The organism is Dysosmobacter welbionis (genome assembly GCF_005121165.3).
GTDB classification, from domain to species: Bacteria; Bacillota; Clostridia; order Oscillospirales; family Oscillospiraceae; genus Oscillibacter; species Oscillibacter welbionis.
The window spans coordinates 1,651,842-1,664,841 of sequence record NZ_CP034413.3 but is presented as its reverse complement, the minus strand read 5'-3'; the positions used below and the strand labels follow the sequence as shown (position 1 = coordinate 1,664,841).

Annotated in this window: 10 protein-coding genes; 6 read left to right on the top strand and 4 right to left on the bottom strand. The window is 61.0% G+C overall.

Going from position 1 to position 13,000, the window contains the following annotated elements; translation table 11 throughout:
* Positions 1–571: 571 nt before the first annotated feature.
* A complete protein-coding gene (locus EIO64_RS09035) occupies positions 572–1,450 on the bottom strand; it encodes a PfkB family carbohydrate kinase (RefSeq protein WP_021749957.1) in 879 nt (292 codons plus the stop codon).
* A complete protein-coding gene (locus EIO64_RS09030; RefSeq protein ID WP_119311754.1) occupies positions 1,447–2,175 on the bottom strand; it encodes a PHP domain-containing protein in 729 nt (242 codons plus the stop codon). Before EIO64_RS09030 ends, EIO64_RS09035 begins: the two co-directional genes overlap by 4 nt.
* 404 nt (positions 2,176–2,579) lie before the next feature.
* On the opposite strand from EIO64_RS09030, the gene EIO64_RS09025 reads away from it, so the two are divergent.
* The 6 genes from EIO64_RS09025 to EIO64_RS09000 all read left to right on the top strand — a co-directional run bounded on the left by EIO64_RS09025 (position 2,580) and on the right by EIO64_RS09000 (position 9,348).
* A complete protein-coding gene (locus EIO64_RS09025) occupies positions 2,580–3,314 on the top strand; it encodes an HAD family hydrolase (RefSeq protein WP_025545005.1) in 735 nt (244 codons plus the stop codon).
* A gap of 240 nt (positions 3,315–3,554) precedes the next feature.
* Positions 3,555–5,393 (top strand): ABC transporter permease, encoded by a 1,839-nt coding sequence (locus tag EIO64_RS09020; protein ID WP_021749953.1) that lies wholly within the window; start codon positions 3,555–3,557, stop codon positions 5,391–5,393.
* Positions 5,394–5,425: 32 nt separating this feature from the next.
* Positions 5,426–6,547, top strand: a complete 1,122-nt coding sequence (locus EIO64_RS09015; RefSeq protein WP_119311753.1) for an ABC transporter ATP-binding protein — start codon at positions 5,426–5,428, stop codon at positions 6,545–6,547.
* 104 nt (positions 6,548–6,651) lie between these two features.
* Positions 6,652–7,842 (top strand): ABC transporter substrate-binding protein, encoded by a 1,191-nt coding sequence (locus EIO64_RS09010; protein ID WP_119311752.1) that lies wholly within the window; start codon positions 6,652–6,654, stop codon positions 7,840–7,842.
* A 97-nt stretch (positions 7,843–7,939) separates the two neighbouring features.
* A complete protein-coding gene (locus tag EIO64_RS09005; protein WP_025545008.1) occupies positions 7,940–8,572 on the top strand; it encodes a hypothetical protein in 633 nt (210 codons plus the stop codon).
* The gene (locus tag EIO64_RS09000) at positions 8,572–9,348 is read left to right on the top strand and encodes an HAD family hydrolase (RefSeq protein WP_021749949.1); all 777 of its coding nucleotides are present in this window, start codon (positions 8,572–8,574) and stop codon (positions 9,346–9,348) included. The genes EIO64_RS09005 and EIO64_RS09000 overlap by 1 nt, the downstream gene beginning before the upstream one ends.
* Positions 9,349–9,454: 106 nt before the next feature.
* Here the strand turns inward: EIO64_RS09000 and EIO64_RS08995 are convergent, their stop codons facing one another.
* Positions 9,455–11,188: an ABC transporter ATP-binding protein gene (locus EIO64_RS08995; protein WP_136891237.1), complete on the bottom strand. Its 1,734-nt coding sequence runs from the start codon at positions 11,186–11,188 to the stop codon at positions 9,455–9,457.
* Positions 11,185–12,894 (bottom strand): ABC transporter ATP-binding protein, encoded by a 1,710-nt coding sequence (locus tag EIO64_RS08990; RefSeq protein ID WP_136891236.1) that lies wholly within the window; start codon positions 12,892–12,894, stop codon positions 11,185–11,187. The genes EIO64_RS08995 and EIO64_RS08990 overlap by 4 nt, the downstream gene beginning before the upstream one ends.
* Positions 12,895–13,000: the final 106 nt, after the last annotated feature.

The window sequence follows — 13,000 nt, the reverse complement described above, 5'->3', positions numbered from 1 at the left end:
CTGCTGGCCAGGGGAGTTCTTTTTTCGCATACCTCAGAGATCGAATCCTGTCGTGATCCCTGTCAAGCGGAGGCGTCCTTTTTCACATAGTAGAGCTCCGTAATCTCCGAGGCGGATTGTCTAAGGAGGACGGCCACCTGCCGGGGGGAAAGGGAGCCGAGCGTCCCATCCGGTTGTTTGATGCTGTTAACCAGATTGGCGGCGAAGCAGAGTATGGAGCCCCCGCTGCTTCAGCTCAGCCGCCTTCAGGATGCGGTAGTACCGTTCGGGTATAGCCTTCGTGCTCGTCAGCGATGATCGACGCGTCTTCTACGAAGTACCACTCCGCTCTCAGATCCAGGATGGCGTCCACCGAGGCCTCGTTGAGAGGCACATCCCGCATTCTGGTAGATGCGTGTCCTGTTTCCCCAGGTGCGGAGAGCCTCGGCTTTGAACTTCATGGTATCATCTGGGGTGAAGATAGTCACATTTGCAGAAGTTGGTTGCTCCTTCTTCGGAGCAGAGCTGAAAAGACGGCTGCCGGGTTGGCAGCCGTCTTGGTGATTTCGGGAGATGGATACGGAAATGGCGCTCAGTAGAATTCCTTCAGATAGGCATCTACATCCGCCCGGGTGCCGGTGAAGGGGCCGGGGGTCTCCATCTTCAGGGACACTAAGGCGGTGGCGAAGCGGAGGGCGGTGGGGATGTCAGCAGTCAGCCGCTCATTGATGTAGCCGGCAAAGGTGGTGTCGCCCCGCCCGGTCCGGCCGGAGAGGTTTCTGGCCCGGATGGGGCATGTGTAGATCTCCCGACCATCGTAGACCAGCACCTCCGTGTTATGGGTGATGAGAATCTCCTTGGCGCCCCACTGGTAAAGCTGTCTGGCGGCCTCAGCCCGGTCGGTGAGACCTGTCAGAATCTCCGCCTCCGCCGCGTCGGTCTTGAGAAATCGGACATACGGCAGCAGCTCCTTTTTCTCTGCCCAGTCGTGATAGACCATGCCGCCGTTCTCCACCCAGCGCAGCATGGTTTGCACGTCGATGGCCACCATGGCGTGCCGGGCGGCAAAGGGGATCATCTCGTTGGGAATGTCGCCCGCTGCCAGGCCCGCCAGATGCCAGATCGCCGCATCGATATCCGGCACCTCCTCGGTGCGGTATGGTTCGATGACGCTGTCCACGGTGGAGGTGCGCCGCTCCCGGTCCGGGGTGTGGTAGACGTTTTTTGTGACAAAGGAGGTCCTGCTGTGCAGGGGATAGACGGTCACATTTGGGGCTGGGGCGAAGGCGGCGGCCAGGTCCACCTGGGCCGTGTCCGCCTTGGGGAGCACCGCGGTCTTGTGGCCGGTGTTGGCGGCGGCGAAGCCGGAGTAGTACACGGCGCCGCCCACGGCATGGACGGTGGTGCCGTCATAGTCCACATTGGTGTCCTGTGCCACCTCGCCGATGATCAGAGAGTCAAACTGGCTCATTTCTGTTTCTCCTTCCGCATTTCCTCATCCGTGTCCACAAAGGACTGGAACTCCGGGCTCCAGAGGTGGAAACGGTGCTGCCCAATCAAGGTCTTGTAGGCAAAGGAGTCGGCGGGCCTCTCTGGCAGGATCACGCCGGCCCGGGCCTCGTCCCCACTCTGATGGGTGTCGGATCCCGCCAGGCGGTAGTATTCTGGATGGCGGCGGGCCAGCTCTAGAGCCCGGTCATTGTAGTTGTCGTGCCGGGGATTGCCGTTGATGATCTCCGTACCGTGAATCGCGTCCTCAAACACCGTAGTGTTGCCGTCCCGATAGGGGTGGGCGTGGATAATAAGCACCTGGTCATGGAATTTCTGGAAGAACTCCCGGGCGCTCATGCAGCAAACGTAGGGGTTGGATCGCAGCCACGCCTCATCAATGCCGTACACCAGGTAGTCGTTGTCATTTTCGGGAAATCGCAGTTCCGCGCCGAGCAGCACTTGGAAGCCCACCTCGTCGCCCCGCTGTTTGGAGGCGCGGTAGCCGGAGAGATAGTGGTCTATGACCTTATTCCAATCGTGGTCTGTGTCAATCCGGGAGAGGTACTCCGGGTGGAGATGGTCCGTCACAACCAGTCCGGAGAAGCCATGGCGCACATAGCGGTCCACCACCTCCGCCGCCGGCAGGTGGCCGCACTTGCTGGTTTCCGCCGTGTGAGTGTGGGGGTCAAACAGGTATCCGTCCATAAAATGCCTTCTTTCCATGATTCAGACTGTCACGCTCAAACTGCGGGAGGGGGGCAGCGCCTTGGAACAGGGCAGACAAAAGCCGGTTTTTCCACCAAAAAGTCCTCGAAAATGCAAACGTTTTCGATTCTGCGACGCAACTCCGCCCGCAAGAAAGAGAAGTACACTTCTGCATTGAAATATATAGAGTTTTGTCAGAAAAGTCAATATAAAACTGCGATTTCTGGACTTTTGGTCAAAATGGCAAAAACAGGGGAGTGTCTTTGGCGGTTCCTCCCCTTGACAGAGAAAAGTAATCTACCATAGAATAAAGACAGAAAATCGAAAACGTTTGCATTCGGTGCATAAGACGAGTGGGCAGCGGATCCAGAGAGCATCTGCCTGTCTGCGGATAAGGAGGAAGGATGAACGAAAAAAGGTACAGGGCCGTCCTGTTCGACTTGGGCGGCACCCTTCGGATTGCGCTGGAGGATGAGCCCTATATGCGCCATGCCCGCAGGAAGATGACGGAGCTGGCGGGGGCACCGCTGCAGGTGGAGGACTTCTATCAGTTGGTAGAAGACCGCTACGAGTCCTATCGCCGCTGGGCCCTGGGAGAGAACAAGGAGGCTGGCGACCGGGAGCTCTGGTGCCGGTGGCTGCTGCCGGACTATGACCAGAAGCGCATTGCCCAGGTCTGCCATGAGCTGTCCTTTGAGTACCGCCAGTCCAAAGGCCGGCGTGTGGTGGTGGACGGCGGGGCAGAAGTGATCCGAACCTTGCACGAGCGGGGATACAAGCTGGGCATTGTGTCCAACCTGATTGGCGAGCACGAGGTGCCCGACTGGCTGGAGGAGGATCGGCTGGCCCCGTATTTTGGCAGTGTGGTGCTCTCCTCCGTGTGCCATCTGCGCAAGCCTGGCGCGGAGATTTACCACATTGCAGCCCGGGAACTGGGGGTGGATCTGGCAGACTGCGTCTCCGTGGCGGACAACATCAAGCGAGATATTCCAGGGGCCAAGGCTGCGGGAATCGGCTGCAACATCATCTTCCGGTCTCCGGAGAAGAAGCATCCTGTGGAGTTCACGGAGGAGACGCGGCCGGATGCAGTGATCGATACGTTCCCGGAATTGCTGGAGTTGCTGCCGCCGCTGAAGTGAACGCATCATTTTTTTCAAATCCCGGAAAACGTTTGTGTGAGCCGTTCGGATTTGAATTTTGCAAGACAACGAAATAACCAAAATTAGAATAATTTTATTGGATACTTTATTAAATATGCGGTATAGTTCTTGACAAAAGTATGAACGAATGTTAAATTTGAAATCGCATAGAAACGAAAACGTTTGCGATATTTAACACAAACAACAAGAGGAACTGAGGAGAGAGGGTGCAAGAGGAAGATGAAACCGCAAGAGCAAACGTATTCAAAAAGCCGGCGGCTGAAGAATCAGATCAAGGCAGTGGTGACAAATCCCTACAACATCATCGTACTGATCGCCGTCGTTCTGCTGGTCTATCTGATCGTCCTGCCGCTGCTGGACATGATCGCCACCACCTTTGAGCTGGCCCAGCGGGACATCCGGGCTGTGGGCGGCGGCAAGGCCGGCGACTTTACCCTGTACTACTGGCAGCGGCTGCTGGCCAGTGAGCTGTCCTGGACCATGCTGATCAAGCCGTTGATCAACTCCCTGGTCATCGGCGTCTGCGTGTCCGTGTGCGCCATCCTGCTGGGTTCCATTCTGGCCTGGCTGATGGTCCGGTCGGATCTGCCCTTCAAGAAGTTTTTCTCCCTGGCGGTGATTATCCCCTACATGATCCCCTCCTGGTGCAAATCCCAGGCGTGGCTGTCCATGTTCAAGACAGCGAGGTTGGGCGGCGCGCCCGGCTTCATGGCCTCCCTGGGGCTGGATGTGCCGGAGTGGCTGGCCTATGGCCCTGTCGCCATCATCATCGTGCTGACCCTTCATTATTACGCCTATACATACCTGCTGGTATCCTCAGCACTGAACTCCATCAACTCCGAGCTGGAGGAGATGGGTGAGATCCAGGGCGCGGGCAAGGCCATGATCCTGCGGAAGATCACTCTGCCTTTGGTGCTGCCGGCCATCCTGTCGGCCGTGATCCTGACTTTCTCCAAGGCCATCGGCACCTTCGGAACCATCAACTATCTGGGCTCTCCGGTGCAGTACTACACCCTGTCCAGCCAGCTGTACATGAATATCAACTCCCGGGATACGCAGACCGGATTTGCCATGGCGATCCTGATGATTATTATTGCCTCCATCGCCGTGTTCGTCAACCAGAAGCTGATCGGCTCCCGCAAGTCCTACGCCACCATCGGCGGCAAGGGCGGCCGATCCACCCTGATCGGCCTTGGGAAGGTAGGCAGGCCGGTTATCACTGCGGCGCTGTTCGTGTTCTTCGCAGTGGGCATCATCATGCCAATCGTCATCTTGGTCATGGAGAGCTTCATGCTCAAGGAAGGTATCTACTCCCTGGACAACTTTACCCTCCACTACTGGATTGGCGAATCCAATCCCCAGATTATGGAGGGGCTGCCGGGCATCTTCAAGAATGACGAGTTCATCAACTCCCTGTTCAACTCCCTGCGCCTGACTCTCGTGAACGGCGTGTTCGGCACCATCTTCGGCCAGCTGCTTGGCTACATCACCGCCAAGGGCCGCGGCAGGCTCCACGGCAAGCTGGTGGAACAGCTGGTGTTCATCCCCTATCTGATCCCGTCCGTGGCGTTCGGCGGCATCTATCTGTCCATGTTCTCCCAGCCCCAGCAGATCTTCGGCGTGACCCTGGTGCCCGCCCTGTACGGCACCTTCGCTCTGCTGACGCTGGTGTCCGTGGTGAAGCATCTGCCCTTCGCGGCGCGGGCCGGCACCTCCAACATGCTGCAGATCAGCGGTGAGCTGGAAGAGGCGGCCACCATCGAGGGCGCCGGATTCTTCCGCCGGTTCGTGAAGATTGTGTTCCCCCTGTCCAAAGGCGGCTTCATCTCCGGCTTCATGCTGATCTTCGTTTCCATCATGAAGGAGCTGGATCTGATCATCCTGATCATGACCCCCACCACCTCCACGCTGCCGTACCTGGCGTTCCGGTACCAGAACGGCAACTCGCCGCAGGCATCTGACTGCGTGGCGATTGTGATGTTCTCTATTGTGTTCCTGGTGTATGCGATAGCGAATCTCTCCGGCAAGGCGGACCTGGCCAAGAGCATGGCCGGCTGACGCGGACAGAGAACTGAGAGGAGACGACGAACATGAGCAAGATTGAATTAAAACATATCGATAAATTCTATGGCAAGAACCACGTTCTGAAAGATCTGAACCTGACCATCGAGGACGGCGACTTCATGACGCTGCTGGGCCCCTCCGGCTGCGGCAAGACCACAACGCTGCGGGTGGTGTCCGGCCTGGAAAAGCCCCAGAACGGCTTCATCTACATGGACGGCAAGGAGATCGTCAACGCGGCGGAGGCGTACTACGCGCCCCCGTCCCAGCGGAACCTGAACCTGGTGTTCCAGTCCTACGCGCTGTGGCCCCACATGACTGTCTTTGAGAACGTGTCCTTCGGCCTGAAGATCAAAAAGATCCCCTCCGCGGAGATCGAAAAAATGGTTGCCAGCGCCCTGGAACGGATGCAGATCGGCCAGTACGCCAAGCGGTATCCCACCGAGCTCTCCGGCGGCCAGCAGCAGCGTGTGGCCATCGCCCGCGCCATCGTGTCAGAGCCCCGGCTGCTCCTGCTTGACGAGCCCCTGTCCAACCTGGACGCCAAGCTCCGCGTGGATATGCGGTCCGAGCTGAAGCGCCTGCACCACGACACCGGCAGCACCATCATCTACGTCACCCACGACCAGGTGGAGGCGCTGACCATGTCCACCAAGATCGCCCTGTTCCGTGAGGGCGAGCTGGTCCAGGTGGATAAGCCTCTGGAGCTGTACGACAACCCCTGCGATCTCTATACGGCGGACTTCATCGGCAACCCCAGCATCAACTTCGTGGAGGCCTCGGGCACCGCCGGCGCGTCCGGGCTGTCGGTTGACGGTGTCATGGGCCGCCTGGAGTTCTCCCGGGAGGACATGACGCCTGAAGCGCCCGCCTCCGGCGACCTGAAGCTGGTTCTGGGCATCCGCCCGGAGCAGATCACCATTTCCCGTGAGAAGACCGACGCCGCGCAGGTGGAGGCCCGTGTATACGCCGGAATGCCCGCCGGTTCCGAGACCCTGGTCTCCGTCCGGGTCGGTGAGAAGCTGATTACTGTAAAGGAGCTGGGCTCCACCCATTACGCCGGCGATGAGACGGTCTATCTCTCCTACCCGCCCAAGAAGGTCAATGTGTTCGACGCCTCTACCAAACGCCTGATCAAGTACTCCCGCTAATGCGCGTTTCCATCATCCGAGCGATCCCGGAGTATCCTGCGGCGTCAGCCGTTGCGATAAAAGAGAGCGATTTGAGGAAGAATGATTAAAGGAGGAAAAGAACCATGTTGAAGCACAAGAAACTATTGAGCGCCCTGTTGGCTGCTGTCATGCTGTTTACTGTGACCGGCTGCGGCGGCACGGATGATGAGGCGGAGGATGCCGGCGCCACCTCCTGGGAGGAAACCGCCAACATCACCGCCACGGACGAGACGGATGAGGAGCTCTATGAGCAGGCCATCGCCGAGGGCGGCGAGGTCACCCTGTACTCCATCTCCTCCCGCTGCACCAAGGTGGCGGAGGCCTTCATGGACAAGTACCCCGAAATCACCTGCACGCCCTTTGATATCTCTACCAACGACCTGCTGGACAAGGTCACCCGTGAGCACGAGGCCGGCCAGTATGTGGCGGATGTGGTCCATATCAAGGACGAGGACGGCTCCCTGTACAATGAGTATGTGCAAAACAAGATTTTTTACATATATCAGCCTGCCGACATCCTCGCCCATATTGATCCCAGCCTGACAGAGACGCAAACCCCTCTGTACATTGAGCTGACCCAGCTGTTCTACAATGCTGAGGCTTATCCTGACGGTTCCCCTGTCACCAACATCTGGCAGGTGACCGAGCCCCAATGGAAGGGCAAGATCCTGATGCAGGATCCCCTGAACAATGTGGGCTGGGGCTCCTGGATTACCGGCTTCTGCGTGGGTGATACCCCGGATCAGCTGGCTGCCGCCTATGAGGAACTGTATGGCGAGGAGCTGGTGCTCTCTGAGGGCTGCGCCAACGCCGGCTACGAGTTCCTGAAGCGCCTGCGTGAGAATGAGCCGATCTTCACCTCCGCTTCTGACGAGGTTGCCGAGGCTGTCGGCACCCCCGGCCAGTCCGATCCCCCCATTGGTTTCTGCGCCTCCTCCAAGCTGCGCAAGAACGAGGATAACGGCTGGGTCCTGGCTCCCGTGAACCTGTATCCCACCACCGGCATACCCGCCATCAACACCCTGTACGTGGTGGAAGGCTGTGAGCATCCCGCTGCCGCCAAACTGCTGATCCGCTTCATGATGGGCGGCATTGATGGCGATACCAGCGGCTACGAGCCCTTCAACACCCTGGGCGGCTGGCCTGTCCGGGACGACATTGAACCCGCTGAGGGCTCTGTCCCCTATGAGGAGATGAACGTTTCCCCGTTCGATCCCAATTCCATCTACACGGAGTTCATGACCGTCCGTGACTTCTGGCAGATGCTCGGATAACAGCACTTCGGCGATCCTGGCTGCTTCACACGGCCGGCGGACGGGAATCCGTCCGCCGGCTCTCCATTCCGGCCCTCTCAGATAAGGAGATATGCGCATGAATCTATTCATTGACAAGAATCACCGGCGGAAGAGCCCCATTGCCATTGCAGGCTTTTTCGCCACCCTGCTGGACCTCTGCATCTACGGGGTTCTGTATACCCTGCTGGCAGAGCCGCTGTACCGGCAGCTTACGCTGCCCAGCACTGCAGCCACCAACGCCGTGCACACGCTGATCATCGCATTGGCGGGGACGGCAATCGGCAGCCTGCTGTTCCTTCTGCGGGACAAGCGGGTGGCGCTGTTCGGGTTTGTGGGGCTGGCGGTGGTTCTGGTGATGTTCTACTTCGCAGCCTGGATGCTGGATACAGACCAGCGGGCAACCATGGTGCAGCTGATTACCCTGTATGGTGTGGCACCGGCCCTGATCGGAAACGCGGTGGCTTGGCCGGTCTATCTCAAGCTGAGAAAGACCCATCCTCTGCCTGTGCAGAAGACTCTGCAGGAGGAGATGCGGGAGGCGGCCGGGACCAAGGCTGATGCCGCCCCCAAAGCGCATCCTGCTGCCCCGGCTGCTGAAGAGCGGCCCCGGCGGTCTCCCCAGGAGGATGCCATGCTGTTGTTTGAGGACGGAGAGGATGCCGGCTGCCACCGCCGGCGGAATACACACGGAAAGGATGAGGATTCCTGATGCTGACAACCGTTTTATTTGATATGGGCGGAACTCTGGAGGATATTTGGTACAACGAGGACACCCAGCGGGCGACCTGCCGCAGGCTGCTGGAGGTCCTGCGGGCCAACGGCCTGGAGCCCGGCTGCCCGGACGATGTGTTCTGGAAGCGGATCACGGACGGCGTAAAGGCCTATAAGCAGTGGAGCGAGGGGAATATGCTGGAGAAAAAGCCGGAGGAGATTTGGCCGGACTGGTATCTTCGGGACTTTGCCTTTGACCGGGAAAAGCTGCTGCCCATCACCGAGGAGCTGGCCAACCTGTGGGAGGTCACCTTCTACCACCGGGAGCTCCGCGACGGCGCGGCAGAGATGCTGCAGGCCCTGAAGAGCCGGGGCTACCACCTGGGCGTTATCTCCAACAACGCCTCGCTGTACAATGTGTTCCGCGTGCTGGAGGACTACGGCATCCGCGGCTTTATGGAGGATGTAACGGTCTCCAGCGTCACCGGTTATCGCAAACCCCATCCGGAGATCTTCCGGATCGCCCTGCGGCAAATGCAGGCAAAGCCGGAAATGTGCGTCTATGTGGGCGACACGGTCTCCAGGGACATCATCGGCCCCAAGCAGGTGGGCTTTGCCAAGGCCGTGCAGATCCGTTCCTTCCTGTCGGAGCAGAAGGATGTGCACGTGGCCGCGGATGCGGCACAGCCGGACAAGGTTATCGGAACACTGATGGACCTGGTGACTTGGCTGGACCAGATCAATCCAGAGCTGGCCCCCGCCCCCGGCGCATAACCACTCATTTAATTTGCTCACTTTACTTTTTTCTCTTTCTTGCGGAGAGGCGCCCCGGCTGAATGGCCGGGGCGCCTCTCCGTGTTGTCATGAAATCCGGGGGCTGTCAGGAGAACTGGGCATCGTATAGGACCCGATAGATGCCGCCGGCATCCAGCAGCTGCTGGTGAGTGCCCTGCTCGGCGATCCGGCCGTCCTGCAGTACCAGGATGCGGTCCGCCGTGCGCACTGTGGCCAGACGGTGGGCGATGAGGAAACAGGTGCGCCCCCTCCGCAGCCGCTCCAGGGCGGCGCTGATCTGCTCCTCGGTCTCCGGGTCCACGTCCGAGGTGGCCTCGTCCAAGATCACGATGTCCGCATTGGAGAGGAAGCAGCGGGCAAGGGCCAGCAGCTGCCGCTGGCCCTTGGAGAGGCCGGCGCCGCTGTCAGTGAGTGCGGTATCATATCCATCCGGCAGGGAGGAGAGAAAGGAATGGATACAGGCTGCCTTGGCGGCGGCCTCGATCTGGGCGCGGGTAGCGCCCGGCACGCCGTAGGCGATGTTTTCCGCGATGGTGCCGCCGCACAGCCAGCCGTCCTGCAAGACGATGGCCAAGCGACGCCGGAGGCCGTCCCGGGTGTACTGCTGGAGGGGCAGTCCGTCAATGGTGATCGTGCCGCTCTGGGGTGTATAGAATCGCAGCAGGAGGGAGACCAGGGTGGTCTTGCCGGCCCCGGTGGGCCCCACCACGGCCACCATGCTGCCGGCGGGGATGTCCGCGCTGAAGTCCCGCAGCACCGGGTGGGCGGGGTCATAGCCGAAGTCCACATGGCGGAAGGAGATGGCGCCGGAGAGCTTGCATGGCTCCCGGGCGCCCGGCAAGTCGCCATCCTCTGCCGGCTGGTCCAGCAGATCCAGAACCCGCTCCGCCGCGGCCACGGAGGCCTGCAGGTCGCTGAGGAGTTCCGCCGTCTCCCGGATAGGACCGGAGAATTTGCGGGAGTACAGCACAAAGGAGGACAGCGCCCCCAGGGACAGTCCGCCGCCTAAGTACAGCAGGGCACCAAAGACACTGACCGCCGCCAGGGAGAGGTTGTTGATGAAGTTGACGGAGGGCCCCAGGGCCGTGCTGGCGCAGTCGGCCTTGTAGTACGTCTCGGAGGCGGCGTCGTTTTTCTCGGCGAACTGCCGAAGATCTGCCGCCTCGACGCCGTAGACCCGAATGGCCCGCTGGCAGCTGACCCGCTCCTCCGCAAAGCTATTCAAGGCCCCCAGCTCCTGGGAGCGGCGGCGGAACAGGGGATGGATATGCTTCATCTGGAGCCGCGTCAGCAGGACGGAGAGCGGCACGGTCAGGAAAAACACGCCGGAGAGCAGGGGGGAGAGCATCAGCAGCATCACAAAGGAGCCAATGACCGTCAGCAGGCTGGTGCCGATCTGGAGCAGATCAGTGGACAGGGCGGCGTTGACCGTGTCCACATCATAGCAGACCCGGCTGATCAGATCCCCCGCCGGGTGGGTGTCAAAATACCGGACCGGTAGCTGAGTGATTTGCTGAAAAGCTGCCTTCCGCAATGTGTAGGATACGGTCTGCCCCACCCGCACCAGGGCGGCGGAGGCGCCGTAGCTGCAAACAGCGGACAGGACAGCGGCTCCGAGACCTGCGGCACAGTACCGCAGCACCGCGGTCAGGTCCGCAGCCCCCGGCCCAGTCCCGATGGCCTCCACCGCCCAGCCCGCCACGAGAGGCACCAGCAGCGCCAGCAGACCGGACAGAGCGGCCAGCGCCGCAGCCCCTGCTAGGGACGGCGCCTGGGGCCGCAGGAACCGGCCCATCCGGCGAAACAGATGTCGTTTCATCCGACATCACCTCCCATCTGGAGCTTGGCCATGCGCTGATAGCGCCGGCAGGAGGCCATCAGCGCGTCATGGCAGCCCTGGGCGTCGATGCGGCCGTTTTCCAGGACCAGAATGCAGTCCGCTTCACGCACGGCGGACACCCGCTCGGAGATTATCACCAGGGTAGTGCAGGGGAAATCCCGCCGCAGCGCCTGCCGCAGCGCGGCGGCTGTGGAGTAATCCAGGGCGCTGTCGGCATTGTCCAGTATCAGGATCTCCGGCCGGTCCGCCAGGGCCCGGGCGATCAGCAGCCGCTGGCGCTGGCCGCCGGAGAGGTTGGCGCCGCCCAGGTCCAGCGGGGTGTCCAGACCCTGAGGCAGCTGGGAGATAAAGGGCCACGCCTGGGCCGTCCGGGCGGCGGCTCCCACCGCTGGCCGTGGGAGATTTCGCAGGAAGGAGATGTTTTCATAGACGGTGCCGCGGATCAGGTCGTCGCTTTGAAAGACCACGCCGAAGCGGCTCTGGAGTGCCCGGCGATCCTGGGCTTTTACATCCATGCCGCCCACCCAGACCACGCCCCGGTCTGCGTCATACAGCCGCAGCAGCAGGGCGGTCAGTGTGCTCTTGCCGCTGCCGGTGGGCCCCAGGATTCCCAGCATCCCGCCTTGGCGCAGGAGGAAGGACGCCTCCTCCACATCCGGCTTGGCACCCTGATAGGAGAATGTGACGCGGTCCATGCCCAGAAAACCGCCGCCAGCAGGCAGGGGAGCTGTTTGCCGCTGCTGCTCCGGGGCCAGCAGGACCTCCTGGATCCGGCGGGCGGATGCGGCGCCCTTGCTGACCTTCACGAACACCTTGGAAAGCCCCAGTGTGGCGCTTTGGATCAGAGTGAAGTAGGTCATAAAGGCGACGATCTGCCCCGGGGGCATCAGTCCCGCGTTGACCCGCAGGGCCCCCACCAGGACTACCAGGATGAGCCCGGCGTTCAGCAGCAGATCGGTTATGGGGTTTGCCAGCGCCATGACCTGCCCGGCCTGCGCCTCTGCCTGCCGCTGGGCCTGGTTGGCTGTGTCAAAGCGATCCCGCTCCCTGACCTGACAGGCGAGGGCCTTTACCACCCGCACCCCGGCGGCGTTCTCCCGTAGGATGCGCACCACCGTGTCCACAGCCGCCTGAGCTCTGGTGTAGTGGGGGATCCCCCGCCGGGTCACCAGCGTAATGGTGAGAAAGGTGAGAAGGCTCACCGCCAGCTGCACCAGCGCCAGAGAGGGCTCCAGCAGAAAGGTCAGTATCAATCCGCCCAACACCAGCATGGGGGCCCGGATGCCGCCCCGCTGGACCTTGTCAAACATCTGGTGGACATTGTAGGTGTCATTGGTGAGGCGGGACACCAGGGAGGAGGGTGAGAATTGGTCTGCCTGGGTGCAGGAGAGTCCCTGGATCCGGCGGTAGAGATCCTGGCGCAGTACCCGGGTCATCTCCATGGAGACCCAGGCGGCCATCCGGTTGGCGGTAATATTGCAGCCCACCGCCCCAAGAGCCAGCAGCGACATCCAGCCGCCGGTCCGCCAGATGGCGGCAGTGTCGCCGGCGGGCACCAGCTCGTCGATGACTTCTGCCAGCAGGAGGGGGAGGATCAGCTCCAGGACCGCTGCGGTGAATTTGATGGCGGCACCGGCGGCGACCCGCCCGGCATGGGGGCGCAGATAGCCCAACACGGTTTTCATAGCGCACCTCTTTTCCAATGTGCAGACAATCTCGCAGCACGCCCTTGGCGGCTGTATCACAAATACAGGGCCCGCGCGGAATGAGGAGCGCATCCCGCGCGGGCCG